At 53.1% G+C, this 25,342-nt stretch carries 23 protein-coding genes; 10 read left to right on the top strand and 13 right to left on the bottom strand.

Going from position 1 to position 25,342, the window contains the following annotated elements; genetic code table 11:
* The first annotated feature begins 26 nt into the window (after positions 1–26).
* The 3 genes from secD to BMZ14_RS09435 all read left to right on the top strand — a co-directional run bounded on the left by secD (position 27) and on the right by BMZ14_RS09435 (position 3,610).
* The gene (gene secD, locus BMZ14_RS09425) at positions 27–1,871 is read left to right on the top strand and encodes a protein translocase subunit SecD (RefSeq protein WP_074796997.1); all 1,845 of its coding nucleotides are present in this window, start codon (positions 27–29) and stop codon (positions 1,869–1,871) included.
* 80 nt (positions 1,872–1,951) lie between these two features.
* Positions 1,952–2,884: a protein translocase subunit SecF gene (gene secF / locus BMZ14_RS09430; protein ID WP_074796998.1), complete on the top strand. Its 933-nt coding sequence runs from the start codon at positions 1,952–1,954 to the stop codon at positions 2,882–2,884.
* Between the two features lie 51 nt (positions 2,885–2,935).
* Positions 2,936–3,610 (top strand): DedA family protein, encoded by a 675-nt coding sequence (locus BMZ14_RS09435; protein WP_074796999.1) that lies wholly within the window; start codon positions 2,936–2,938, stop codon positions 3,608–3,610.
* A gap of 35 nt (positions 3,611–3,645) precedes the next feature.
* Here BMZ14_RS09435 and hemH read toward each other — a convergent pair whose 3' ends face one another.
* On the bottom strand, positions 3,646–4,746 hold the full coding sequence (hemH, locus tag BMZ14_RS09440; protein WP_074797075.1) for a ferrochelatase: 1,101 nt from the start codon (positions 4,744–4,746) through the stop codon (positions 3,646–3,648).
* Between the two features lie 197 nt (positions 4,747–4,943).
* Positions 4,944–5,963 carry a heat-inducible transcriptional repressor HrcA gene (gene hrcA / locus BMZ14_RS09445; protein ID WP_074797000.1) on the bottom strand — a complete coding sequence of 340 codons (1,020 nt, stop codon included), beginning with the start codon at positions 5,961–5,963 and terminating at the stop codon, positions 4,944–4,946.
* Between the two features lie 256 nt (positions 5,964–6,219).
* Here hrcA and BMZ14_RS09450 point away from each other — a divergent pair, with 256 nt between their 5' ends.
* Both BMZ14_RS09450 and recN read left to right on the top strand, forming a co-directional pair.
* Entirely contained in the window at positions 6,220–7,101 is an 882-nt protein-coding gene (locus BMZ14_RS09450) for an NAD kinase (protein WP_074797001.1), read from the top strand.
* Positions 7,102–7,111: 10 nt separating this feature from the next.
* On the top strand, positions 7,112–8,800 hold the full coding sequence (gene recN / locus BMZ14_RS09455) for a DNA repair protein RecN (RefSeq protein ID WP_074797076.1): 1,689 nt from the start codon (positions 7,112–7,114) through the stop codon (positions 8,798–8,800).
* Positions 8,801–8,925: 125 nt separating this feature from the next.
* Here the strand turns inward: recN and BMZ14_RS09460 are convergent, their stop codons facing one another.
* A complete protein-coding gene (locus BMZ14_RS09460) occupies positions 8,926–9,819 on the bottom strand; it encodes a hypothetical protein (RefSeq protein ID WP_074797002.1) in 894 nt (297 codons plus the stop codon).
* Positions 9,820–10,125: 306 nt separating this feature from the next.
* The gene (gene folE, locus BMZ14_RS09465; RefSeq protein WP_074797003.1) at positions 10,126–10,701 is read right to left on the bottom strand and encodes a GTP cyclohydrolase I FolE; all 576 of its coding nucleotides are present in this window, start codon (positions 10,699–10,701) and stop codon (positions 10,126–10,128) included.
* Positions 10,702–11,017: 316 nt separating this feature from the next.
* On the opposite strand from folE, the gene xth reads away from it, so the two are divergent.
* Positions 11,018–11,785 (top strand): exodeoxyribonuclease III, encoded by a 768-nt coding sequence (gene xth, locus BMZ14_RS09470; protein ID WP_074797004.1) that lies wholly within the window; start codon positions 11,018–11,020, stop codon positions 11,783–11,785.
* A gap of 102 nt (positions 11,786–11,887) precedes the next feature.
* On the opposite strand, the gene BMZ14_RS09475 is transcribed toward xth, so the two are convergent.
* The 3 genes from BMZ14_RS09475 to pmbA all read right to left on the bottom strand — a co-directional run bounded on the left by BMZ14_RS09475 (position 11,888) and on the right by pmbA (position 15,491).
* The gene (locus tag BMZ14_RS09475; protein WP_074797005.1) at positions 11,888–12,622 is read right to left on the bottom strand and encodes a LuxR family transcriptional regulator; all 735 of its coding nucleotides are present in this window, start codon (positions 12,620–12,622) and stop codon (positions 11,888–11,890) included.
* Between the two features lie 325 nt (positions 12,623–12,947).
* Entirely contained in the window at positions 12,948–13,988 is a 1,041-nt protein-coding gene (locus BMZ14_RS09480) for a phosphoglycerate mutase (protein ID WP_074797006.1), read from the bottom strand.
* Positions 13,989–14,132: 144 nt separating this feature from the next.
* Positions 14,133–15,491 carry a metalloprotease PmbA gene (gene pmbA, locus BMZ14_RS09485; RefSeq protein WP_074797007.1) on the bottom strand — a complete coding sequence of 453 codons (1,359 nt, stop codon included), beginning with the start codon at positions 15,489–15,491 and terminating at the stop codon, positions 14,133–14,135.
* A 215-nt stretch (positions 15,492–15,706) separates the two neighbouring features.
* Here pmbA and yjgA point away from each other — a divergent pair, with 215 nt between their 5' ends.
* Positions 15,707–16,240, top strand: coding sequence for a ribosome biogenesis factor YjgA (yjgA, locus tag BMZ14_RS09490; RefSeq protein WP_074797008.1), 534 nt, complete (start codon positions 15,707–15,709; stop codon positions 16,238–16,240).
* A gap of 134 nt (positions 16,241–16,374) precedes the next feature.
* Here the strand turns inward: yjgA and BMZ14_RS09495 are convergent, their stop codons facing one another.
* The gene (locus BMZ14_RS09495; protein WP_074797009.1) at positions 16,375–17,484 is read right to left on the bottom strand and encodes a transglutaminase-like domain-containing protein; all 1,110 of its coding nucleotides are present in this window, start codon (positions 17,482–17,484) and stop codon (positions 16,375–16,377) included.
* Between the two features lie 102 nt (positions 17,485–17,586).
* Between BMZ14_RS09495 and BMZ14_RS09500 the strand changes: the two genes are divergently transcribed.
* The 3 genes from BMZ14_RS09500 (at position 17,587) to BMZ14_RS09510 (ending at position 20,499) form a co-directional block, all read left to right on the top strand.
* Positions 17,587–18,273, top strand: a complete 687-nt coding sequence (locus tag BMZ14_RS09500; protein ID WP_074797010.1) for an alpha/beta hydrolase — start codon at positions 17,587–17,589, stop codon at positions 18,271–18,273.
* Positions 18,274–18,477: 204 nt separating this feature from the next.
* A complete protein-coding gene (locus BMZ14_RS09505; RefSeq protein WP_074797011.1) occupies positions 18,478–18,933 on the top strand; it encodes a response regulator transcription factor in 456 nt (151 codons plus the stop codon).
* Between the two features lie 33 nt (positions 18,934–18,966).
* The gene (locus tag BMZ14_RS09510; protein WP_074797012.1) at positions 18,967–20,499 is read left to right on the top strand and encodes a sensor histidine kinase; all 1,533 of its coding nucleotides are present in this window, start codon (positions 18,967–18,969) and stop codon (positions 20,497–20,499) included.
* An 18-nt stretch (positions 20,500–20,517) separates the two neighbouring features.
* Here BMZ14_RS09510 and arfB read toward each other — a convergent pair whose 3' ends face one another.
* The 5 genes from arfB to wecB all read right to left on the bottom strand — a co-directional run bounded on the left by arfB (position 20,518) and on the right by wecB (position 25,285).
* Positions 20,518–20,928, bottom strand: a complete 411-nt coding sequence (arfB, locus tag BMZ14_RS09515; RefSeq protein ID WP_074797013.1) for an alternative ribosome rescue aminoacyl-tRNA hydrolase ArfB — start codon at positions 20,926–20,928, stop codon at positions 20,518–20,520.
* A 166-nt stretch (positions 20,929–21,094) separates the two neighbouring features.
* Positions 21,095–22,006 carry an NAD-dependent epimerase/dehydratase family protein gene (locus BMZ14_RS09520; protein ID WP_074797014.1) on the bottom strand — a complete coding sequence of 304 codons (912 nt, stop codon included), beginning with the start codon at positions 22,004–22,006 and terminating at the stop codon, positions 21,095–21,097.
* A gap of 86 nt (positions 22,007–22,092) precedes the next feature.
* Positions 22,093–23,037, bottom strand: coding sequence for a glycosyltransferase family 2 protein (locus BMZ14_RS09525; protein ID WP_218145008.1), 945 nt, complete (start codon positions 23,035–23,037; stop codon positions 22,093–22,095).
* Between the two features lie 32 nt (positions 23,038–23,069).
* On the bottom strand, positions 23,070–24,185 hold the full coding sequence (locus BMZ14_RS09530; RefSeq protein ID WP_074797015.1) for a glycosyltransferase family protein: 1,116 nt from the start codon (positions 24,183–24,185) through the stop codon (positions 23,070–23,072).
* A complete protein-coding gene (gene wecB / locus BMZ14_RS09535; protein WP_074797016.1) occupies positions 24,176–25,285 on the bottom strand; it encodes a non-hydrolyzing UDP-N-acetylglucosamine 2-epimerase in 1,110 nt (369 codons plus the stop codon). Before wecB ends, BMZ14_RS09530 begins: the two co-directional genes overlap by 10 nt.
* Between the last annotated feature and the right edge of the window lie 57 nt (positions 25,286–25,342).

Consider the following 25,342-nt stretch of genomic DNA (forward strand, 5'->3'; position numbering starts at 1 on the left):
CTTTTTCGCATCTCTACTCCAAAAACATGAACCGCTATCCTTCCTGGAAATACGTGATTATCGCGGTTTCAATACTGCTCGGGCTGATCTACACGCTACCGAATTTCTTTGGCGAATCGCCAGCGGTGCAGATTTCGCCTTTACGCACCACGGCCAAAGCCGACACCGCATTACTGCAGCGGGTTGAAGATGCGCTGAAACAGGCCAATCTCGCCACCACTGGGATGTTTCTTGAGGAGGGGGGCATCAAGGCGCGTTTCGCTGACACGGATGTGCAGATCAAAGCCAGGGATACGCTTCAGTCGGTGCTCGGCAATGGCTACATGGTCGCGCTGAATCTTCTTCCCAATTCTCCCCAGTGGTTGACCAGCATCGGCGCGCTTCCAATGTATCTTGGGCTTGATCTGCGCGGTGGCGTGCATTTCATGTTGCAGGTCGACATGAAAGGCGCGACCGCCAAAGCGCTGGATCGTTTTAGTGCGGATATACGCGGCAGCTTGCGGGAGAAGAAGATCCCGTATTCCGGGCTTGACAAGCGCGGTTCGCAGATCATTGTCAAGTTCCGCAATTCCGAATCGCGCGCCCAGGCCGAATCAGAAATCAGGAAGACCTATGCCGATCTGAACGTACGCGAGGACAACGTGGGCAGCGAGTTCCATTTAACCGCGACCTTGAAGCCCGAAGCGCACAAGCTCATACAGGATTCCGCCGTACAGCAAAACATTACCACGTTGCGCAACCGTGTCAACGAACTCGGGGTGGCCGAACCCATTATCCAGCAGGCTGGCGCGGACCGCGTGGTAGTGCAGCTTCCCGGCGTACAGGATACCGCCAAAGCCAAGGATATTCTAGGGCGCACCGCTACGCTCGAAGTCCGGATGGTGGATGAGGAACACGACCTCAGTGCAGCATTGCGCGGACAGATTCCATTCGGCGCCGAACTCTACACAGAGCGCGGCGGAGGTCCATTGCTGGTGAAAAAGCAGGTGGTCCTGACGGGCGACCGCATCAACGACGCCCAGGCCGGTTTCGACAACAACAACCAGCCAGCCGTACACCTTAACCTCGACAACAACGGCGCCCGCATATTCCGGCAGTTGACCAAAGATAATGTCGGCAAGCGCATGGCTATTCTGCTCATCGAGAAAAACCAGGCGGAAGTCATTACCGCACCCGTAATTCGGGAGGAAATCGGTGGAGGAAGGGTGCAGATCAGTGGGCGCATGACCACCGAAGAGGCCCGGGATGTGGCGCTATTGCTTCGTGCCGGCGCCCTGGCCGCGCCCATGGACATCATCGAGGAGCGTACGGTGGGCCCAAGCCTGGGGGCGGACAATATTGCCCGCGGATTTAACTCGACGCTGTACGGCTTTGCCGCCATTGCTGTCTTCATGACTATTTATTATGTAGTGTTTGGCTTTATTTCGGTGGTGGCGCTGGGTGTAAACCTGCTGCTGCTCATAGGCCTACTTTCCATTATGCAGGCAACGCTGACGCTTCCGGGCATGGCGGCGATCGCGCTCACTATCGGCATGGCAATCGATGCCAACGTACTGATCAATGAGCGCATCCGCGACGAGTTGCGCGCAGGTATGCAACCGCAGGCGGCGATTAATTCGGGATACGAACGGGCATTCGGCACCATACTGGATTCCAACATCACCACCTTGATCGCTGGTATCGCATTATTTGCGTTTGGTACCGGCCCTGTGAAGGGGTTTGCCGTGGTGCTGTGTCTAGGTATCCTGACATCGATATTCAGCGCGGTCGTGGTTTCGCGCGGCATGGTCAATCTGATGTACGGCAACCGCCGCAAACTGGACCGGATTCCCATCGGTCAGGTTTGGAAGCCGGCGACAGAGAAACGCTGATATTCAAGGTTAAGCGGGGAAGGAACGGTTTCAGCGGAATAAGCAGGAATAGCGGCAAACAAGCAGAATAAAGGGTCAGCATGGAATTTTTCAGAATCAAGCACGACATCCCCTTCATGAGTTGGGGAAAATATACCACCACCATTTCCTTGCTGACTTTTGTCCTGGCGGTATTTTTTCTCGTTACCAAGGGGCTGAATCTGGGCGTGGATTTCACCGGCGGCACGGTAATGGAAGTCAGCTACGCCCAGACTGCGGATATCAACAAAATACGCGACACGCTTATCAAGCTCGGCATGTCGGACGCAAGCGTGCAAAATTTTGGAACATCCAGGGATGTGATGATACGCCTTCCGGCCAAACCTGATATGTCGAGCGCCAAGCTGTCCGAGAGGGTGATAGCGTCACTAAAAGAGGAAGACAAAACAGCCGAGATACGCCGGGTTGAGTTTGTGGGGCCGCAAGTGGGCAAAGAGTTGGTCGAAAACGGTGCATTGGCGCTGCTGGTAGTATCGCTGGGTATTGTTGCTTATCTCGCCATGCGCTTCGAGTGGAAATTCGGAGTGTCGGGTATCATCGCAAACCTGCACGACGTGGTGATCATTCTCGGCTTCTTCGCGTTTTTTCAGTGGGAATTTTCGCTTACCGTACTGGCTGCGATACTCGCAATTCTCGGCTACTCCGTAAATGAATCTGTGGTGGTGTTCGACCGGATACGGGAAAACTTTCGCAGGATGCGCAAGGCGTCGGTTGAGCAGGTTATCAACAACGCGATTACCCGAACCATGTCGCGCACCATCATCACGCATGGCAGCACCCAGATGGTCGTGGTATCCATGCTGTTTTTCGGTGGCGAAGCGCTGCATTATTTTGCGCTGGCACTTACCATCGGTATCCTTTTCGGTATTTATTCCTCCGTGCTGGTGGCGAGCCCCCTCCTCATGCTGCTGGGGGTTTCGCGTGAAGATATTGTCAGACCCGAGAAGAAGGAAGAGGCGGAAGCCCTACCCTGATTTTTTCAACGGGTTTTTATCAGTTTCTCCTCGATTTTCCTCAAGGCGGGTTTGGAACTTCTCACCACATTCATCGACATCATTCTGCACCTGGACAAGCATCTCATCTGGCTTGTCCAGAATTACGGCAGTTGGATATACGTCATCCTATTTCTGATCATTTTCTGTGAGACCGGGTTGGTGGTGACGCCATTTCTGCCGGGGGATTCACTGTTGTTCGTTGCCGGTGCAATTGCTGCGACAGGCGCAATGGAGGTTCAGTGGCTGGTTGCCCTGCTCATACTCGCGGCATTTTGCGGCGATAACACCAACTACTGGATCGGGCGTTATTTCGGCCCGAGAATGTTCAGTCGTGCAGACTCAAAACTGTTGAACCGCGCGCATCTGGACAGGACGAACCAATTCTATGCAAAGCATGGGGGAAAAACGATTATCTTTGCCCGTTTTCTGCCTATCATTCGCACCTTTGCACCTTTCGTTGCCGGTATCGGGCGCATGAACTACCCTTATTTCGTGGCTTACAGTGCCTTCGGCGGCGTTTTCTGGATCAGTTTCTTTGTGGTTGGCGGCTACTACTTCGGCAACGTCCCATTTGTAAAAAACAATCTGACCTATTTCATTTTCGGCATCATCATCATCTCCGTTCTTCCTGGCATCATTCAATTCTTGCGAAATTTGCTGGGAAGTCGCGGTGTTGCCTCACAAACGCCTACAAAAGGCCCTTAGTAAAAGTAGAGTAAGGCGATGTAGTGTTACAGCCTTTAATTACCGGCCCCCATTCCCAGTGCACGGGCACGCGATTGCGCAGCATGCTCTTCTGAACTTTTCTCGCCAGAATGTCCAACTCCCATCCATCCCTGTAGATTGGCGAGAGCAATGTCCGCCAAAGCTTGTATCCAGTCGTCACGCTCGTTGAGACAGGGGATGTAATGAAACTCCTGACCTCCAGCCTGGGTGAAGATCGCTTTGCCTTCCATGGCGATTTCTTCCAGGGTTTCGAGACAATCGGAAACAAAACCGGGGCAAACCACATCGATGCGCCGGGTTTTCTCCTTGCCAAGTTGCTCCAGGGTAACGGCGGTATAGGGGCTCAGCCACTCGGCACGGCCGAACCGGGACTGAAAACAGATCTGGTATTCGCCCGCGTTCAGCTCCAGCGCCTCGGCCAGAAGCCGCCCGGTTTTCTGGCACTCGCAATGGTAGGGATCGCCTTGATCCAGGGTAATGCGCGGCACGCCATGAAAACTCATCACAAGTTTGTCGGGACGACCGGTTTTCGCCCAGTAATCCGTTATATTTTGGGCCAGCGCGGTAATATAGCCGGGATGATCATGATAATGTTTCACGGTGCGTATGGCTGGCACGTTACGCATCTTCCCCAGTTGTGCAAACACTTCGTCAAACGCCGACGCGGTGCTGCTGGACGCATACTGGGGGTAGAGCGGCAGCACCAGGATGTGATCGCAACCATGCTCCTTCATTCCCCGCATAACCTCCGCGATAGAAGGATTGCCGATACTCATGGCATATTCCAGGATCGGCGCGGGCTGAACGCGTTCCGCTAGAACATCCCGCAATAGCTGGGTCTGGCGAATGGTATGGACTTTGAGGGGCGAGCCCTCCGGCATCCATATCTGTGCGTATTTTTCTGCCGATTTCTTCGGCCGGGTATTGAGTATGATTCCGTTCAGAATTGGCCACCACGCCCACCGCGGAATCTCCACCACTCTCGGATTGCTGAGAAACTGCTTCAGATAAGGCCGCAGCGCTTGCGCGGTGGGGGCGTCGGGCGTGCCGAGGTTGACCAGCAAAATGCCTGTCTGACTTGGCGCTCCATGCTGGTAGGCGGGTTCTGGGGATATCAAGTTTTTCCGGCTCTCATTTGAAACAATAAGCAGGCTGCTTCGTCCTCGACCCTTGCCGTACCGGATATATTGTTTTTGCCACGGTTGTTCCCAACTTCATGTATCCAGTCTCGATCAGGATTCGAATCAAGCGGCAACCTGGATGACAAGGGGTGGAATCTCGCGCGCTGACTGGTAATTGCAGAAGGCGACCGTCAGTGACGCGACAGTGCGCTGGAGAGCAATCTGGCGGTCACGTCCACCACCGGTATGATCCGCTCGTAAGCCATGCGTGTCGGCCCGATTACGGCCACCGTACCGACGACTTTGCCCTCGACCTCATACGGCGCAGTGACGACACTGAATTCATCCAGTGTCACCATATCGGACTTGCCACCGATAAAGATCTGCACGCCTTCCGCCTGGCGGCTGAATTCCAGCAGTTGCAGCAAGGCGGTTTTGCGCTCAAACAGATCAAACAGTTTTTTCAGGCTGCTCATGTTGCTGGACAAGTCATGCACATCCAGCAGTTTGCGCTCCCCAGCCACCACCACGTTTTCACTGTTTTCCGTGATGGCAGCCCCTCCCGCTTCAATAGCCGCAGTCATGAGACCAGTCATATCATGACGCAACTGTTTTAATTCACTCTGCAGACGCGTGCGAATTTCATCGATGGCGCACCCGGCATAATTTTTGTTGATGAAGTTCGCCGCTTCCGTCAATTCCGACTGGCTATATATGCGATCGGTGAAAAGCACACGATTTTGAACATCGCCCTCCGGGGTAACGATGATGAGCAGAATACGCTTTTCCGACAAGGTCATGAACTCTATATAGCGGAATACAGCGCTGCTGCGCTTGGGCGCCACCACCACGCCGGCAAAGCGTGTCAATTCAGCCAGCAATTGTGAAGCCGAATTAATCAACCGTGAAGGATTATCCGGATGCAGCTGGTCCTGGAGTTGGTGAATCTCCATGACGTCCAGGGGCTTGACCACCAGCAGCGTATCAACAAAAAAACGGTAGCCCTGGTGAGTAGGGATGCGTCCGGCAGAAGTATGGGGGCTGGCGACAAAACCCATTTCCTCAAGGTCAGCCATAACGTTTCGAATCGTGGCGGGGCTCAGATCGAGGCCCGAGAATTTCGAAAGTGAGCGAGAGCCCACCGGCTGTCCTTCGCTGATATAGCGTTCTACCAGAGTCTTGAGCAGAATTCTTGCGCGCTGATTTAACATGAACACATTCTACACCAGGATACAACCTTCCGGTTTTCGTGCACATAATACGGAGTGGATATCCTCCTTTGTTTTCAAGCGGAAGAAAAAATTCAATTTGGGAAGGAATTCAGGATTTGTTGCACGCCCGAATCGAGTTTTCTCCCCATAAGGCTGGGAATTCTTTGTCACCTTTCTGCTGATATGGTTTAATCAGGGAAACAAATAGTCCGGTTAACCGGCGTCTCAAGCGGCTTTTTTCCAATTCTATCAAGCGATGAGTTCTCAATTCAAAACAATTGCACTGATCGGCAAGCACAAAAACCTCGATATCGTGGCGCCCTTATTGAGCTTGGGTCAGTATCTGGAAGACAGGAATCTGGAAGTGCTGCTGGACAGCCTTACCGCCGCCACAATGGCGGAGACAAGATATCCGGCGATGACGATAGAGGATATAGGCCAATATGCGGATTTGGCCATCGTTCTTGGCGGGGACGGGACCATGCTGAATATCGCGCGCAAGCTCGCGCCTTTCAAGGTGCCTCTGGTCGGCATCAACCAGGGCCGGCTTGGATTCCTTACCGATCTTTCCATCGATACCATGTTCGAAACGCTTGGCTCCATGCTCGACGGCCAATATGTTACGGAGCGGCGTATGCTGTTATACGTCGAAGTCGCGCGTGATGACGTTGCTTACGATGCCCTGGCGTTAAACGACGTGGCCGTCAACCGGGGCGTTGGCGGCAACATGATCGAATTCGAAGTGCGTATCAATGGAGAGTACGTCTACTTGCTCCGTTCCGATGGCCTGATAGTAGCGACTCCCACCGGTTCTACCGCATACGCCTTGTCGGCGGGAGGCCCTATCCTTCATCCCAGTCTTGACTTGATCACGCTGGTGCCGGTCAGTCCGCATACGCTGAGCAATCGTCCCATTGTGGTTGGGCCGGACGCCATAGTGGAAATCCTGATGCATCGCACTGCGGTTGCCCGCGTCCACTCGGACAGTCATTCTCATTTTGATTTGCAGGAAAATGACAAAGTTGTCGTACGCCGCTCTCCTCATACCGTAACGTTGCTGCACGCGTCGAATCACAGCTATTACCGCATGCTGCGGGAGAAGCTTGGCTGGAGCGGTCTGCCCAGAAACCTGGCATGATACTTCCAACATGTTAAAGTTTCTGAGCATTAGGGATTTCGTCATAGTCGATCGGATAGAGCTGGAATTTGTTCCCGGTTTTACCGCCCTTACCGGCGAAACCGGCGCAGGAAAGTCCATTCTTATTGATGCGCTTGCTCTCGTACTTGGCGAGCGCAGTGATGCAGGTGTCGTCCGCCATGGTTGCGAGCGCGCTGAAATCAGCGCGGAATTTTACGTCAGTGAACTGCCGGATATTGCTGAATGGTTGCGTGAAAACGGATTTGAAAATACCGGGGATGACGAGCATATCTGCCTGCTGCGCCGGTCGGTGGATGCCGGTGGGCGTTCCCGCAGTTTCATCAACGGGCAGTCCGCAACATTGCAGCAATTGCGTGCTGCCGGAGAAAAACTGGTGGATATACAGGGTCAGCATGCGCATCAGCTGTTGTTGCGCAGCGAAGCGCAGCGCGAACTGATCGACGGCTATTCAGGCAGCCGGCCGCTGGCGCGGCAGGTGAAAGAAGCATATCGCGTCTGGCAGGAGCTTCGACAGCGGCGGGTCGCCTGGGAGCAGAATGCCAATGCCTTGACTCAGGAACGCGAGCAACTGGAGTGGCAGATAAACGAGCTGACTGCGCTGAATTTTTCTGCTGACGAATGGCAGACTCTGCAGACAGAGCATAGCCGTCTGTCCAACGCCGCGAGCTTGCTCGAGGCCGCGCAGATGGGGCTCGAAGCTTTATCAGAAGGTGAAGCCACTGCTCTTTCGCAACTCAATTCAACGATTTCGCGTTTGAGTCATCTGGTTGACTGGGATGATAGCCTGAAAGCGGTCCTGGATCTACTCGAACCGGCACAGATACAGCTGCAGGAGGCTGTGTATGAGCTCGGGCGCTATCAGCAGCGCCTTGATCTCGATCCGCAACGCTTGCAGGAAGTGGAGGACAGGTTGGGCGCCATCCATGCTGCGGCCAGAAAGTACCGCGTCAGCCCGGACGAATTGCCGGCACTTCTGAAAACCGCGACAGGGCAACTGGATGAACTGGGGCATAAGGAAGATGGCGAGCGACTGGCGAAGGAAGAGGCCGCTGCAAGAGCTGAATACAGCAAGCTCGCAACCGAGTTGAGCGTGCAGCGGAAAAAGGCGGCGGTAACGCTCGGGCGTCAGGTCACCTCCGCCATGCAAACGCTGGCGATGGCAGGCGGTGAATTTTCCGTGGCAGTAATGCCGCTTGAGCAGGGCAATGCAAACGGTATGGAACAAATCGAGTTCCAGGTTTCCGCGCATAAGGGATTGCCGTTGCGACCCTTGGCAAAGGTTGCGTCCGGCGGCGAACTGTCGCGTATCGGCTTGGCGATACATGTTATTGCGAGCAAGCTCAGCGCGGCGCCCACTCTCATATTCGATGAAGTGGATGCGGGCATTGGCGGGCGGGTTGCGGAAATAGTAGGGGGTTTGCTGAAAAGATTGGGCGCGGAACGCCAGGTAATGTGTATCACCCATCTCGCCCAGGTTGCTTCGGCTGGCGATCATCAATGGCAGGTATCCAAATCCGCAGATCCAGATACAGGCAAAGTATCAAGCCGGATTACCGTGCTTGAGAAGCAGGAGCGGGTCGAGGAGATTGCCCGCATGCTGGGTGGCGTGAAAATCACCGACACCACCCGCAAGCATGCGGCTGAAATGTTGCTGTCAGCCCGGGCGGAGGAACTCTGAGCAGCAGAAGACAGCGGTTCTTTGTGCTCCGATAGTTTGAGATTCGCGGGGGCAGGTACAGGTCAGCGCAAGGCGGCGATAGAGATGCCGGACCAAAAAGAAGCAAAGGCAATTCGCAGAATAGCTCAGGTTTTGCAATAGGAAGGAATCCAGCTGCGCTCGATCATATGAGCAGGCAATTCATTAAAATCGAAGGCTTCGCCATCCTTGATCATCTGCTCAACATCGAGCAATTGCTTGATTTCGGGGATATCCTTGAAAAAAAAAGTATAAAAGGGCCGAACCAGCGCCTTCGAGATTCCCACGCCAATGGGGCCCACGAAATTCCTCCTTTGCCCGACATGCGCCACTTCATCTATCGTAATTTCGTCCAATAGCTCTTTTAAACGATCACGCACTTCCGGTTCTTCAGCCAATATCTCGTCAAACAGCCGGTACAGGTGGCAATAAAACGTCACGCCCATCAGTTCCGTAATAAAAGCGGGGGAGTCCATAATGAATCCCGGAACTTTAGGAAACTGTTCATAAATCTTTTCCTTGATCGGCCCCAAGGGTACCCACTCCACCTTATCCAGGCCGCATGTACACAACATTTCATTGAAAAGCCTTACATGACAGAATTCTTCAGCTAAATGCACGCGGCTGATTTTATCCTCTATTCTGTGCGCATTCGCCATATCCGGAATGGCATCCCAGGCGCCTTTTATGCCTACCCACTCGTGCCTGGCAAATTTATAGATGCACGTCAACATAAGCGTCAGACGATCCATTGATCCAGGATCATCATGCATCTCTACATAGTTGCGGTAGAAGACTTCAGGATCAGCAAGCGGTTGGCGCAATCGTACGGGATTGTCGCGAAAATACATGAGCCTGGCACGTTTTTTTGCCAAGTCCTTCTCGCTTTCAAAGAGTTGTCCACCATGTTGCTGAGAAAACTCCCAGTAATTTGCGAAATTGTCTTTTCTTTCCTGCTTTGTGGCCGGAGAAAAAATCGAGAGATATTTAGTTGATGCCATACGGGTGGGCTCCAGTCGAAAAGCACGATAATCCATTTCGTGCAAATGATAACAATAGGGAATGAATAGAATGTGACAGGCAACTGCGCCTGGGTGGCTTTCGGGTTGTAAGTATTGGCACCACGGCAAATTCTTTTAACCCGGATATAGAGCAACTTTTGCGATGATCAGAACAGTCTCATTGGGCGGTATCGACCGGATATCCAGCTACGAGGGCCAGATTGGACGAGGTGACTGTAAGACAGCATGAAGGAACGTTAATTCAAAGCGATAAATCCCGTGAAACCGTAAGTAAATATTCTCTGGTCAGGGCTGCTCTGCCAATGCCAGAAACTCGGCGCGCTGAGCAGCGTTCTCCTTCAGGTCTCCAAGCATTGCTGAAGTAACTGTTTCTTCGCCTGCGACCGCAATGCCCCGTGATTCCATACACATATGGCGGCAACGGACAATTACACCGACGGCCTTGGGCTGCAAGTGTTCGATCAGGGACTGTGCGATTTGCTGTGTCAGGCGCTCCTGTACCTGCAGGCGCGCGGCAAAGCAGTTGACCAGGCGAGTCAATTTCGAGAGCCCGACGATGTGCCCACTCGGGAGATAACCAATGGTTGCATGACCGAAGAAGGGAGCGAGATGATGTTCGCAATGGGAATAGACCGGTATCTGCCTGACGACGATCAGTTCGTCGTAACTCTCGCCGCCATCGGCGAATGTCTTGAGAATAGTCGCGGGGTCCTGCTGATAACCGCGGGTCCAGTGCGCCCAGGCACGTGTCACGCGCCCCGGCGTTTCCCGCAGGCCCTGTCGCGATGGGTCTTCGCCGATTGAACGCAATAGCCGCTGCCAGTCGGCTACTCCAAATTCCGAGTTATCTGAACTATTCATGATTACCTTGCCTTTGTTTAACGGTGGAGTAAGTATCGCACAAGCACCAGATATCGAAGTGATCCTTGCCTTACATCAACATGACTTCAGTTAAAGCGGCGCTTGCAATGCGCCAGAAGAACAGCACGAACGAAAGTTTGGATTAGCGATAGCGGGCGAGATTATAGACAATCCACCCGATTTCAATCACAGGCGCGATTGGTTTTGTGACAACGTCCCTATTCCATAATAGCACAATATAAATAAGGAATTATCCAGGATTTGCTACCACATCTGTTTCCACGTCCATGTGCAGGCAAATTTGCTAGAATGGGGCATGAAAATCGCTACCTGGAACGTAAATTCGCTAAAAGTACGCCTGCAACACGTCCTTGACTGGCTAGCCCTGAATCAGCCAGATGTATTATGCTTGCAGGAGACGAAATTGCAGGATGAAAATTTTCCCATCGAGGAAATTGCAGCGGCGGGATACCAGACGATCTATTCAGGTCAAAAAACTTATAACGGCGTCGCCCTGCTGAGCAAGCAGCCGGGATTCGAGATTGTCAGCGGTATACCGGACCTGGACGATGCGCAAAAGCGCGTGTTGGGCGCGGTGTACGGTGACGTTCGGGTTATTTGCGTATATGTTCCCAATGGACAGCACGTCACGTCGGAAAAATACCAATACAAACTGAAATGGCTGGCGGCTCTCAGGGACTGGATGCGGGACATGCTTGCCAAACATCAGAAACTGGTATTGCTGGGTGATTTCAACATCGCGCCGGAAGAGTGTGATGTGCATGACCCGAAATTGTGGGAAGGGCAAGTACTGTTCAGCGTGCCGGAGCGCGAAGCATTTCGTGAGGTACTCGAGTTGGGACTGACAGACAGCTTCCGTCTATTCGAACAGGCGGAAAAATCCTTTACGTGGTGGGACTACCGGATGATGGCATTTCGCCGTAACATGGGCTTGCGTATAGATCATATTCTACTGAGCGGTGATCTTGCAAAAACGTGCACCGCGTGCGTCATTGATAAAGCAACGCGCCGCCTGGAACGGCCTTCCGATCATGCACCGGTAATGGTGGAGCTAGGCATCTGAAGAGATCGCGGCTTGGGTCGGAAACGCGTTTCCCCGCAGGAGTTATTGCGAGACGTTCGAAGATCGAGCCGTGGAATCAGCAAACCGTCAGGGCAAAAGCGGCTATAAAATCGTGTGAGGCTCGATCAGGCCCATGGAAAGCGCGCGGGAAATGGCCTGTTGGCGGTTGACCACACCCATTTTCTGAGCCGCATTCTGAAGATGAAAGGTTACGGTGCGTTCCGAAATGCTGACGATATTGGCAATTTCCCAGCCGGTTTTGCCCTCGGCTGCCCACAACAGGCATTCCTTTTCTCGTTCCGTCAGGTTGATTTTTTTCAAGGGAACAGGGCCTTTACTGAGAACAATACGTTGCACGGCCTCATGGAGGTAGCAGGTTAATAGCTGGGCCTTGCCCATTACCGCGAGGATATCATCCTGCGCTTCGCGAGACTCCCGCGAGGTGGAAAGGCTCAACATTGCAGCTTCGCCGCACCCACCATGGACCGAAAAACTGGCTCCGCTCACCAATCCGCAATCCTTCGCTTCGCTTCTTACCCTGGCTTCCTTTCGGCCCTTGAAAATTTCATTCTTCCAGACAATGGGAATTGATGTTTTGGCGCAGTGGGAAACAGTGGGATCAATATTGGCGTAACCTTCCTCATCATAATGTTTACGCCATGTGTCGGGGTAGCAGCTCAGGATGAATCGGTAAGGACGTGTGAGCGAAGTATTCACCTGTACGCCGTACAGAAAATGCTCGAAGCCCATCTCGCGGGCAATGGCTGTGGTACTGCTATGAAGTTCTTCTACCGTTTTGCAGTCCAGCAGCGATTCGAACATATTCAAATTATTCATGATTTTCTCCTCTCACGATATCTCCACTTTATCGCAGCATTCTTACAATTGTACCGTTGGGGCCATTTTTATGGTCTTCCCTGGTAAGGTCTTCCCGATCATGCACAAAAATTATACGGACCTTTGAAGCTATAAGTTAATGATACTTTGATTTAGGTCTCTTCGGCCTATTGACATTATTAAATGTGAGCATGGCAACACTAGCTAAAGTTCGAATGAAGGAGAAATGCTTATTGATGGAATGGTATGAGCTAAGGATAGCGGATTTTTTCAGTTCGTTTGAAAATGCCGAAAAAATAAAACTTTTTTCGCCCAATCATATTCCTCAGCTACTGTAGGTCGAGAGAGGTTTTATCCTGCGCCAGAACTTCCTGAAATCGGCGCGCCTCGCGTTGAAACTCTTGTTTCTTTTCTCACCGGGCGTCGTGATGGTTATTTGATCGAATCGCCCTTGTTTCGACATCGCCCACAAAGGAACAAACCAGCTCCGTTCCAGCTCCTTCAGACTTTCGCGCCAGCCGTAGGCATCCGCATACTGTGCTTGCCCGTGCAACGCAGGAAGCACGACAAGTTGACTGCCGTCCAGGGCGGATTGCTGCCATATCGCTGCCCCCGGCGGGAGCTGTGCATGATCCGTATCGCACGCCATGGCCAGGGAGGCGGAAAGAACGTCGTTGCTCCACACGCGGGTATAGGGGCTGGACAGGGATTCCGGCATGATCCCGCCTCCCCAGAACCAGATGCCGTTAATGGCTGGCTGACCGCGCGCTTCTCGCGATTGGTTAAGCGGATGCTCATGTAGCACCATCTGGACTTCATTGAAGAGGCTGCGCCAAAAGGTATGGTTCACACCGGATGGCAATAGGTCGTTGATGCTTTTATTCGCTGCCTCGCTGAGTAAGTGGGTAGTTGCGGGAGGTATTTTCCTTGCACGCAAATACCAGCGATCGGCCCGCAGCGGCAGGAATTCGATTTCGTCCCCAGTCATGGCAAAATGTTGGTTAAGCGAAGAGGTAAGCTCAACGGCTTCCTCAGAAGAAATCTGGAAAACACGACTATCGGCCAGCACGATCTGATCGTGCTCGATGCGCAAATGAACGGGGTCGGCGCGAATCCAGTAGCCGCTTTCTGCTTTCATATCTTCTGTGCAGTCAGCTAGCAGGGTAATAGGCGCAACCGGCCAATCCTGCTGTTTTGCAACGCCGAATGCACCGCAAAGCCAGGCTTCGATTCCTTCAAATTCATCTTCAATACAGGAGCATTTTGCAAGCAGGCTCTCCAGCGCAGGCAAGGGTAGATCGCGGTAGATTTCGGAAAGCGCAGGGTCTGGCCAGAAAAGTGAGGGAACAAGCAGATGCAGATTCATTGTGGATGTACGTAGAAATATCGAAACCCGGCATTGCGCGCCAGTTCGATTTCAAGAAAGGACGGGACAGGGAGTTCGTCCGGAAAATACCCGCAAAGCAGTACGGCTGGCGGCGCTGACGACGGCTAAAGGCCTGGACCGGTTTTAGCCACCCGCAACTGTCATTCTATCTATCAGCAGCGATCCGGATTGTTTTGAACCCCGCACGATCACATCGTTGCCTACCGCGGAAATGCCGAGAAGCATGTTTTTCAAATTGCCTGCAATAGTAATTTCCTCGACCGCGTGGCGAATTTCCCCGTCTTCCACCCAAAAACCTGCTGCGCCCCTGGAATAATCGCCGGTGACAGGGTTCACGCCCTGACCGAGCAATTCAGTCACCAGCACTCCTTTGCCCATCTTCCTGAGCAGTTCAGAGAATTCCAGTCCTGCCCCATTGTCCAGGATCAGATTGTGATTGCCGCCCGCATTGCCGGTTGTGCCCATCCCAAGTTTGCGAGCAGAATAACTGCCCAGAAAGTAGCCTTGCACCGCGCCGTTCTCCACTACCCGGCGCTCACGCGTGGCGACTCCCTCGTTGTCGAACGGCTGGCTAGCCAACCCCTTTTTGAGATGAGGCGACTCTCGCAATTGAATGTCAGGCGCAAATACTTGCTTACCGATACTGTCCAGCAGAAATGACGATTTCCGGTAAAGACTGCTACCGCTTACGGCGCTGACAAAATGTCCCACCAGGCTGGAGGCGATTGGAGCTTCAAATAGAACCGGCACTTCACACGTAGCAATTTTCCGGGCACCCAGGCGAGAGACGGTGCGCGTCCCCGTTTTCCTGCCAACGCTGTCTGCCTGTTCCAGATCGGCAGGGTCACGCGCTACACTATACCAATAGTCCCGCTGCATTGTGTCATCCTCGCTGGCTATGACCGCGCAACTAATGCTGTGGCGTGATCCGGGATAGCCCCCCATGAAGCCAAGGCTGTTTGCGTACACGAACTGAGATTCGCTCAATGAGACGCTCGCGCCTTCGGAATTGGTGATGCGCTTGTCGACCGCGAACGCGGCCGACTCGCACGCCTGGGCGAGTTCTATTGCCTGTTCCACCGGCAAATCCCAGGGGAAATACAGATCCAGGTCCGGGAGTTCGCGCGCCAGTAAATCGGGGTCGGCCAGTCCTGCGCAATCGTCAGCCGCTGTATGTCCTGCAATCGATAGCGCAGCCGCCACCGCATCGCTTATTGCACGGGGCGAAAAATCAGAGGTGCTCGCGTTGCCCCGCTTCTGGCCGATGTATACTGTCACCGATAGCCCTTTGTCGCGATTGTATTCTATGGTTTCCACCTCTCCCCGCCGCACTGTGACATTCTGGCCGAAACCATCCGATACATCCGTCTCACAGGCGCTCGCACCACCCTTTCTGGCCTGATCAAGCACGTCCCGGGCAATTTGCTGAAGTACCGTGAAAGGGTAGGAAAAACGGGGCGAAGGCGTGGCGTTATCGTTCATGGGAAGCTCTGATGATATTACATTGATCAGCTATCAGAATAGCGCTTGCGCGTTCATGGGAGCGGAACGGGCGGGCTGAACTGGTCTGAGAATATGTGCGGATTAGCGATATGATAGCAGTTTCTTAACGTGGCATTAAACAACCTTTCACACATCCCGTTTCATGAAGTGACCCGCTTTGCAGGGGAACAGTTGGGGTATTCAAGCAAAATGTCATGCAAAAAAATCTGACGGATAATTCCGAGGAGCTCCCGAGCAAGACCCGGCGAAAGCAGGAAATGCACGCGTTGCAGGAAATAGGCGAACAATTGGTCCAGCTCGATTTCAAGCGGCTGACCGAACTCAATTTGCCGGACACGCTGAGGGACGCCATACTCGAGGCCAGGCGGATGCGCAAACATGGCGCCGTGCGCCGGCAGATGCAATTCATAGGCAAGCTGATGCGTAGCGTTGATGCAGAGCCGATCCGGGAGAAACTTGACGTATGGAGCGGCTTGAGCTTAAAGCATACAGCCTGGCTGCACACGCTGGAGCGCTGGCGCGAGCGGCTGCTCGCGGATGAGCAGGCGCTCGGCGAGCTTGGGCAACAGTATGCAGCCGCAGACCTGCAGCAACTGCGGATGCTTATTCGCAATGTTCAAAAGGAAAGGCTTGCGGATAAGCCGCCCAAGAGTTTTCGCGCGCTATTTCAGGAACTGCAGAGAATTATTCCTGAAGATTCGGGGAGTACAGGTATAAAAGAGGAGTAACAGCTTCAGACAAATTTTCTGAATAGGTCGCCTTGCTGCATATGCCGACCGCAGCGCAGGCGCCAGTGAATGCGCCAATATCAGTGCGCCGGCTTCTGCGCTTCTGCCATCCCGGTTTTCCGGTTAGTCCCCGGCTAGAACTTCACGCCCGTGCCCACCAATCGTGACGAGACAATTTTATATGAGAACTCCGCCGGTTCCAGGCTATCCTGCTGGTGGCCTGAAACCTCTGCCTGGGGATACATAAAAAACGACAATTGGCCCAGAACGCTGTCTCTTGCCAGAGTGATGTCTCTGCCATGATTGAACGCCACCCAATTCATTTCCCATGAGCCAAACAGCTTCTCGCGCAGTTCAGCCACTCTGGGATGCGCAATTGCCAGGTTCTCGTCAAGCGCCAGTTGACGCACATCGGCAGGATCCACCGGCACCCAGCCCAAGCCGGCGAGATAAAACTCCGCCCGGCAGTGCTGGGCAGTGCTGATATCTCCGGATTGCCCCAGCGGCTTGTGCGCCGCCGATTCATCTATACGAATCCCATAATGATCCCTGGCGGGAACCCCTACGGCCCGCGCCAACCCGACAAACAGCGCGTTAAGGTCGGCGCATTTGCCGCCGAGATTGCCACTTTCCAGCATGGACTTGATGTCGCCCCGTCCACAGCCCCGTGCAGCGGGATCCCGGTAGGAATTGTCCACAACCCAGTTGTATATGGCGCGTGTTTTTTCCAGGGGCGACTGAGCGTTAACGTCTTTGACGATCGACAAGGCCGTTTTGCGTACAATACCATCCAGCGGTATATGCTTTGTCGGCTGTAGAAATCGCTTGACGTTAGCAGGAATCGTATCCGCGGCCCGTTCGGAATAATGGCTCAAATCAACGATGCGGTCGGTGGTCTTGACAATGCTGCTGACCGTGACAGTACGCGGACCGGAGCCAGCCCATTCAGCATAAAACATGGGTGAAGTCGTTCCCGGAACGTTGTCAAACCTGGCAATGGCGGCACTTCCGCTCCATACGCTGCCTTGAGAAAACTGGTGGGGAGTGTCGTTGGTATCCGGCAAGGGCAGCCATAAGCGCGCTTTTTTCCCTTCTGCGGGAAGATCAACCTGATAGGTCAGGCGATAAGTCTGCCGTCTGGGCGGGATAACCAGCTGGCTAATCTCCTGACCAAACGCCGACGGCGCAACGGGAAATAATGCAGCGCTCACTCCCGCTAGTTTGATAAAATCCCTGCGTTTCATGGCCTTTCTCCTGCGATGGGTTTTGTCTGGAAATCGAAAGTGCAAATCTAATACTGTGCCTTCTCCAAGTCAACCGGTTCCAATGAATTCTCGTTTCCCACAGTGACCGCTATCCCTTCCAACCTGATTCCGGCTATCGAACGCGAAACCGGCACGAATCCTACCCATACCATCCTGTGGATGCACGGCCTGGGCGCGGATGGCAGTGATTTTGTTCCCTTCGTGGAAGAGCTCGAGCTGCCGCCAGCGCTTCACATACGTTTTCTGTTCCCGCACGCGCCTACGCGGCCCGTAAGCATTAATCGCGGCATGGTAATGCGCGCCTGGTATGATTTCGACATAGTTGATACAGGTATCGGGCTTCATGAAAATGTGGCGAGCTTGCACGCGTCGCAGCGCGCAATCGAGGCGTTGATTGCCAACGAAAAGCAGCGGGGGGTCAAACCGGAGAATATCGTTCTGGGCGGTTTCTCTCAAGGTGGGGCGATGGCATTGCAGACCGGCTTGCGTTATCCGGAGAAGCTTGCCGGCATAATCGCCTTATCCAGTTATCTGCCAGTGCCGCGGATGCTTGCAGTTGAAGCGCACCCGGCCAATTTTTCCACGCCTGTTTTCATGGCGCACGGCGAGATTGACCATAGCATACCAATGATGTTCGCGGAAGCATCAAGAAAGCAGTTGCGCGAGTCCGGCTATATAGTGGAGTGGCACGAGTACCGGATGGCGCATGCTGTTTGCCAGGAGGAAATCGCCGATATCAGCAAATGGTTGCGACGGGTGTTGGCATAGCTACCGGATGTACGCGAGGAGCCTGGATTCAAGCGGGCCGCGATGCACGAGGAGAGCGTGCCTGCGAGTTTTTAAATACAATTTATGACAAATCACAGAACACAATTCACAGAACCTTTACATCGGCGTTACACATCCTTCACACAGCAACCATTATCCTGTTAAGCGTGGGATATTTTAAAAATAGAAACCGGAGGGAACACGATGCATGCACCTATCCAGCAAGACGCCGATAAGCGGACAAGTCAGCAGTTGCAAGGCTCGATATCAGTCAAGAAAAGTGGCGGGGCGCAGAGGATCGCGCATATCGATGACGACCCGGATATCCGCGATACCGCCCGGCGTATCCTGGTCGCCAACGGATACGCTGTGGACAGCTACCAGACGATGAATGATTTCATGGTTGCGCTACAGGATTCGGACAACCCGCCCGATCTGGCGATTCTCGACGTAATGGTGGAAACAATGGATGCGGGTCTGGAAGCGTACGTGGAAGTGAGAAAACGTTTTCCCGAGCTTCACATGATATTCATGACTTCTCTTGGCGAAGAAATCCGTCCTTATTTTAATGGCATATCCGATGAGTGGATATTAATCGTGGAAAAGCCGGTTGAGCCGGTCAGTTTCCTGGCCATTATTCGCAGCCGGCTGGATAGCTGAATTTTAAAGCAGGTTCTTCCTTGAGAACTTGATATGGCGGTTGTCGAATTTTCCTGGAATGCGTCCAGCAAGCGCTTCTCGTTTCCTGGCATAGGAGTAACCGGCTCGAAGTTGAGCGATGAGGTTTTGGTCGGTAACGCCAAGTGGTTCATTATTTTCAGATGGGCCTTCATCGCCGTCCTCCTCCTTTTTCAGATAGCCGCACTTATCGCTTCAGATACGCTTACCACAATCGGGATCACGCATCAGCAAGGGTGGCCAATTGCGATAACGGCGGTGTTATGCATCGCAAACATACTTTACATTTATGCCCTCGATTTTCGCCGGCAAACGAAGTATAACTCCCCCTCCATAAACATCTGGACCCAGATCATTGTCGATCTGCTATGCCTGTCTGTTGTCGTCCACTATGTTGGCAGCACCGGCACACCCGCCCCTTTTTTTTATGTGCTGCACATTGCCTTGTCGTGTATTTTTTTCTCGACCATGGAGAGCTTGATCGTTACGGTTCTGGTTTGTGCCATGTATGCAGTTGTCTTGTTGATAGAAAGCCCGCTTCTTTTTCTGGCCCCTCAATCCGTGCTGACGGATTCCAGCGCATCCTTTCTTACCCCGCTTAAAGTCAACATTCTTTTATGGATGTTTACTCTCGATGTGCTCTTCTTCATTGTCTGGTACGTTGTTTCAAGACTTTCGATCGTCGTGCGTACGAATGAGCGCCACCTTCGGGATGCCTATGAGCAGATCAGCCGCGCCCAGGTCGAGAAAGACCGGTATGCCGTGCTGATGACACATCAGCTCAAGTCGCCGCTCGATGCGATACGCAGCAAGATAAATCTGATAAAAGGAAATTATTGCGGGGAAGTTTCGCCTGAAATAAGGGATGTACTGGTCAAGATTGATAATCGCGCCGCAGGCATGGCAGGACTGATTCTTGATGTGCTCAAGCTTGAACGTCTGAAAGCGGCAGCCCGGGATGTCGACAATCTGGAGCGCGTCAATATCGGAGCGGTGATCGGAAAGTGCATCGATAAATTGATTCCCATCGCCAATTCCCGGCACATCCGCCTGGAAGCGTTAACCGAAGAATTCGTTGTGGCATGTGTTCCAAATCAGCTTGAAATACTTTTCGAGAACATTATTTCAAATGCAATAGCCTATTCTTACGACGGGGCGACGGTAGAAATCAGCACTTCTGTCGACAGGCAAAACCTGACGGCCGTGGTAACGGTTGTCGATCATGGGATCGGGATCGCGGAAAACGATCTGCCACATATTTTTGATGAATATTTTTATACTCCCAGGGCTGCCCTGCATAACAGGACATCGAGCGGGATAGGATTATCGATAGTAAAAACAGTTGCGGAAAATAATAAACTGCAAATCAGAGTTACCAGCGAACAAAACGTGGGAACGGCTTTCTCTGTCGTCTTCCAGTATGTGGAAAACGCACGTGGTCCGGAAAAAGGCGTGCAGCAATCCGGAAATCAGCTTGCACGTCCGGTCACTCCGCACGCTGAATCGTTGCAGGCAGGGCAAAGCGCCCGTCAGCTTGCGTCTCATTAGAAACTTTCGGCTGGCTTGTCATGAGGCAGGGTCGGACAGCAATTTTTTTCTCATAATCTTGATCTGGCCCCTGTGTATCTTGCTATCGAGCCGCTTTTTCTGCGAACTACGTGTCGGTTTGGTTGGTGTACGTTTTGCAGGCAGTTCGGCTATGCTCTCGATGAGCTCATGCAACCGTTTCAATGCTTCCTCGCGGTTTTTCTCCTGACTGCGATACTGCTGGGCTTTGATAACGATAACGCCTTCCCGGGTGATCCGGTTATCATTCAGTTTCAGCAAACGCTCTTTGTAGTGATCGGGTAGCGAGGAAGCGCTTATATCGAAGCGCAGATGAATTGCGCTCGATACCTTGTTGACATTTTGCCCGCCAGCGCCCTGCGCTCGAATGGCCCGGATCTCGATCTCGTTTTCGGGAATAGTGGTATCCATATAGGGCCAGGGTTAACGTTTGGTAGTCCAGGCGGATTGTCGACGGCCTGGGTTCGGCTTCCCACAGGGCGTAAAACCGAGCCTCGACCATAACCAGACAATGCCAGTGCTTATCTACCTGGCCGGTTTGCCTTCATGCGATTTTCAGCTCTTGATGGGCCAGGTTTCACTTCCAACCATCCGGCGAACTCCTGCAGGTCTTTGCGTAGGGCAAGAAAGGCCTTGGCAAGAAGCCGAAGTCACGCGTCGCATCGGCATGCTTAAAACACAGGTCGGCATTCATCCGGGTTGCCATTTCCGGCGTCATGCCTCTTTTGCCTGGAAGGAACGTCATCGCGCGTATTGCGCCACGAAACATCCAGGGAGGAAGGATTATAAAACGTGCGGGCTTTCCAAGAGAACTGAAGATCCTTTCGACCATTTGCCGGTAAGTCAGCGTTTCTCCGCCACTCAAGTTATATGCCCTGTTGAATGTCGCCGGTTGCTCTAGCGCCAGAAGGCACGCTTCCGCGAGATCATCGGCGTGGACGGGCTGGCGCAGGCCGGCCGCTTCTCCCACCAATGGAAAAAAACCATAGCGCCGGATAAAAGATGCTATTCGCTTGATATTCTTGTCTCGTACGCCATCATAAACTAAGGTTGGACGAAATACGGTCCAGTTCGTTTGTGCAATGCCGCAGTGATGACGGATAGCCTCTTCCGCTTTGGAAAAGCGAACCGTCAATTCCCGTTCGCATGGATCAGGAGAGTTTGCCTTGCTAAACAGGCTGGTTGAACCAAAGCCAATTACGCGTTTAATCCGGCACGTATTCAAAACAGGCAGCAGCTTCGGCAGTAGCCAGAGCGGGGCCAGATGAATGAGCGCCCGGGCTTTAACTCCAGGCAGTTGCTCCGGATGAATTATATCCGCCTGATGCCAGATCAATGTATTGCCGGTCGCGGCCGGGTTTTTTTCGCCACCGCGGCTAATGGCGTGAACCTCGTACCCGGCATTCATCAATCGTGGCAGCAGGTAGTGGCCTATGATGCTGGTGGCGCCCGTAACAATAATTTTAAGGGAAGAAGCGGACTCGGGCATTGACTTGTTAAGCGCGGTTTAAGTGTCTTGAATATTCCGGACCGCTATCCAGCAGCCTGACTGGTGGCGGGAAGCTTGCCTGATGTTCATTCTCGCTTAAGCCCGAGTAACCGTCCAGCACGGCGCGCCCCATGAAGTGCGGCTATAGCGCAGAACCGCAACCATATGCCCAGCGCCACCAGCCACATCACAACGCCAGGGTAGTCACTCCGGAAAAACTTGCGGTAGAACCGCATCATTCCCCTGTGCTTGTGCCATTCCACAAATACGGGACGAGCCCGGCTGCACGTCCCCTTTTGGTGGACGACGGGCGCATCGGGTACGAAAACAATCTTCCATCCCTTGTTCCGAAAGCGCATACACCAATCCAGGTCTTCGCAATGGAGAAAATAATCCTCGTCCCAAAGACCCACATCTTCAATTGCAGCCCGGCGCACCAGCATGAGAGCGCCGGAAATTGCCTCCACCTCAAGTGGGCCATTCGGCAGGGCCTGCTTGTGCAGGTGGAAATCGAAAAACAACCTGGGCCAGTAGCGGCCGAGACGGTGCAGCCCGAAGGCACGGACGAAGGAACGCCAGGGCGTAGGCACGGCGCGCCTGCCCCCGGCCTGCTCGGAGCCATTCTCATTGATCAATAATCCACCCACCATGCCCGCCTTCGGGAACGTTTCCAGTACTTGAACCATGCGCTGCAAAGAGCCAGCGTTCAGAAAACAATCAGGATTGAGGAATAAGAGATGCGGTTCGGTAGCCTGCGCGGCACCGATATTGCAGGCGGCGGCGAAACCGAGGTTGACTGTGTTGCGGATGATTTTGAGTTTCGGCTCTTCGGAAAAGCGCTGGGCGCAAAGTTCAAGGCTAAAGTCGGAAGACGCATTATCTACTACCAATACTTCGCTGACTGATGGCAATGCCGAACGTATGCATTCCGCCAAAAGGCGTCCGGCATTGTAATTTACTACTATGACCGAGACCGGGAGTTGATCTATGCGCGTATTTTCCTCGGCAACCAATTTATGAACCGGCCGCAACAGAAACCGGAGAAAAGGAAAAGGCAGCGATATCAGCTTCTGTAACCGGATGCAAAGATACGCCCCTCACTAAACCGGTTCTCCCACGAATTATCTTTTCGAAACCGTGCCGTATTTTCCGGGGTTGGGCAGTTGGACAAGGCTTGGCCAACTACTTTTATCATGTCGGAATTCCGGTCGATCAGGTAAACGCCCTCACATTCTTTCCTGAGCGCCATTTCCCCGAAGGCTGAACTCACTACCGGCAACCCAAGGGCTCGGTATTCATAAAATTTTATCGGATCTACTGAAGCCGTAAGCGTGCTTCTTTTGAACGGGATCAAGCCCACGTCAAACCGAGACATGGCATGCAGCGCCTCAGAATGAGGAAGCGGGGGTTCAAGGCAAATATTATGGGGTAGCGCCGGCGGCCTCACATAGAGGGGGCCTATAAGACGTATTACTGTATTTGGATTGGATTTTGCCAGGGCAATAACCAGCTCCCAGTCGAACCATTGGCCAATCGTGCCCACATAGCCGATCACGGGAATCTGATCGTTCATCCGTTGACGCCCTTTTGGCAGCGCAGGTAATCTTTCTGCTGCACAGGCATTCGGGACGAGGCGGACATCATGCGCAAGATGCCGCAGCCGTTCTTGAAGTGCTGAAGACGACGCCAGGAGCGTTGACACCTTACTTATTATCCTCCTTTCCCGATTTGCCATTGCAAGACGCGACCAACCTTTATAGAAGGCGGGGTAATCGTCCATTGCGTCGTAAAACGACGCGCTGAAGCACTGCTTTGCGAGCAGGTGCAATGCCAGAACGGTAGGTTTTCCAATCCCCAGAATGGTTGAGTTATCCGCAAATCGATTGACCGCCAATCCAACATCTCCCCAAAGCAGGCCATTGACCGTGCCTGAAAATGGCAAGGGCTCGATGGGTACTGCCTTTGGTTTTACAACTGTCAGCCATGCTGGAACATCGCAGTCCATTCCACCGGATTCTGGACGCTGGCTCAACACATCGGACAGCGCCGGGAAGCGTCCGGGATAAGGATCAACCCAGAGAACTTCACCCTCCGTGAATGAGTGAAAATATCTGACCAGTTCATGTGGGCGTTGCGAAAAGCTCTTCCACGGAACTGGCGAAAGATAAATCAGACGCATGCTGCGAAATATGTGCGCAATACTGCGGCAATTCGACTCGACGCCTTGCCATCGCCATAGGGCGAAACGCCGCGAGCCATTTCCTTGTAAGCTGCCTCGTCATCCAGCAAGCGTTGCGTTGTACTTGTGATTTCGTCGAAATCCGCCCCTACCAGCCGCACAACACCTTCCTGAACGGCTTCCGGCCGCTCGGTCTTGCGGCGAAGAACCAGCACGGGCTTACCCAGCGCAGGCGCTTCTTCCTGTACCCCCCCTGAATCGCTCAGGATGAGATATGCACGTTTCATGATCTGGACAAATGGCAGATAATCCAGTGGCTCGCAAAGCGTAATTCTTGGGCGATTGCCCAGGAGCTGAGAAGCCAAATCATAAACGTTAGGATTAGGGTGCACGGGATATACAACGTGCACATCCTGATTTCGCTCCACCAGTGCCAGAATGGCCCGGCAAATCTGCTTGAACGGCTCGCCAAAGTTTTCCCGCCGATGCGCCGTTACCAGAATGAGGCGCTTATCCAGGGCGAGCGGGAAGGGAAGGGGAATTTCCCGTTCAGCCACGCTTAGCAGCGCATCTATCACCGTATTGCCAGTTACAAATATATCACTATCCGCGATACCTTCCTTCAGCAGATTCTGCCTCGCGCTCTCTGTAGGGGCAAAGTGCCACTTCGTCAGCCTGGCCGTTACCACTCGATTCATCTCCTCAGGAAACGGATTCGACATATCGCCGGTACGCAGGCCTGCTTCGACATGGCCGAACGGGATCTCGCGATAAAAGCAGGCTAAGGCAACTGACATGACAGTAGTGGTATCGCCCTGAGCAAGTACGGCATCAGGCTTCTCGACTTGAAGCACATCATCGAGGCTGAGCAATAAACGCGCAGTAAGAGCTGTTAGCGCCTGGTCGGGACGCATGATATCGAGGTCGATGTCCGGCTCAATTTCAAAGATACGCAAGACTTGGTCCAGGAGATCTCGATGCTGCGCAGTTGCCAGGATGCGGCATTCAATGTCCGGATTTTTTTTTAGCGCCAGAATGACTGGAGCCATTTTTATAGCCTCGGGTCGTGTGCCAACGACGCAGAGAATTTTGTGATTCATTTTTTTCAGGAATGGTAGGACGTCATTGATTCCTGATCCTGCTAACAACTTCAGAAA

The organism is Nitrosospira briensis (genome assembly GCF_900115125.1).
In the GTDB taxonomy this organism is placed as follows: Bacteria; Pseudomonadota; Gammaproteobacteria; order Burkholderiales; family Nitrosomonadaceae; genus Nitrosospira; species Nitrosospira briensis_A.

Excerpts from the sequence above, each read along its gene's own strand:
- wecB (WP_074797016.1), bottom strand. The coding sequence starts at position 25,285 with ATGAATCACAAAATTCTCTGCGTCGTTGGCACACGACCCGAGGCTATA.
- BMZ14_RS09450 (WP_074797001.1), top strand. The coding sequence starts at position 6,220 with ATGAGTTCTCAATTCAAAACAATTGCACTGATCGGCAAGCACAAAAAC.
- BMZ14_RS09480 (WP_074797006.1), bottom strand. The coding sequence starts at position 13,988 with ATGAATCTGCATCTGCTTGTTCCCTCACTTTTCTGGCCAGACCCTGCG.
- xth (WP_074797004.1), top strand. The coding sequence starts at position 11,018 with ATGAAAATCGCTACCTGGAACGTAAATTCGCTAAAAGTACGCCTGCAA.
- folE (WP_074797003.1), bottom strand. The coding sequence starts at position 10,701 with ATGAATAGTTCAGATAACTCGGAATTTGGAGTAGCCGACTGGCAGCGG.
- arfB (WP_074797013.1), bottom strand. The coding sequence starts at position 20,928 with ATGGATACCACTATTCCCGAAAACGAGATCGAGATCCGGGCCATTCGA.
- yjgA (WP_074797008.1), top strand. The coding sequence starts at position 15,707 with ATGCAAAAAAATCTGACGGATAATTCCGAGGAGCTCCCGAGCAAGACC.
- BMZ14_RS09460 (WP_074797002.1), bottom strand. The coding sequence starts at position 9,819 with ATGGCATCAACTAAATATCTCTCGATTTTTTCTCCGGCCACAAAGCAG.
- BMZ14_RS09495 (WP_074797009.1), bottom strand. The coding sequence starts at position 17,484 with ATGAAACGCAGGGATTTTATCAAACTAGCGGGAGTGAGCGCTGCATTA.
- hrcA (WP_074797000.1), bottom strand. The coding sequence starts at position 5,963 with ATGTTAAATCAGCGCGCAAGAATTCTGCTCAAGACTCTGGTAGAACGC.
- recN (WP_074797076.1), top strand. The coding sequence starts at position 7,112 with ATGTTAAAGTTTCTGAGCATTAGGGATTTCGTCATAGTCGATCGGATA.
- BMZ14_RS09475 (WP_074797005.1), bottom strand. The coding sequence starts at position 12,622 with ATGAATAATTTGAATATGTTCGAATCGCTGCTGGACTGCAAAACGGTA.
- secD (WP_074796997.1), top strand. The coding sequence starts at position 27 with ATGAACCGCTATCCTTCCTGGAAATACGTGATTATCGCGGTTTCAATA.
- BMZ14_RS09510 (WP_074797012.1), top strand. The coding sequence starts at position 18,967 with ATGGCGGTTGTCGAATTTTCCTGGAATGCGTCCAGCAAGCGCTTCTCG.
- pmbA (WP_074797007.1), bottom strand. The coding sequence starts at position 15,491 with ATGAACGATAACGCCACGCCTTCGCCCCGTTTTTCCTACCCTTTCACG.
- BMZ14_RS09530 (WP_074797015.1), bottom strand. The coding sequence starts at position 24,185 with ATGCGTCTGATTTATCTTTCGCCAGTTCCGTGGAAGAGCTTTTCGCAA.
- BMZ14_RS09505 (WP_074797011.1), top strand. The coding sequence starts at position 18,478 with ATGCATGCACCTATCCAGCAAGACGCCGATAAGCGGACAAGTCAGCAG.
- secF (WP_074796998.1), top strand. The coding sequence starts at position 1,952 with ATGGAATTTTTCAGAATCAAGCACGACATCCCCTTCATGAGTTGGGGA.
- BMZ14_RS09520 (WP_074797014.1), bottom strand. The coding sequence starts at position 22,006 with ATGCCCGAGTCCGCTTCTTCCCTTAAAATTATTGTTACGGGCGCCACC.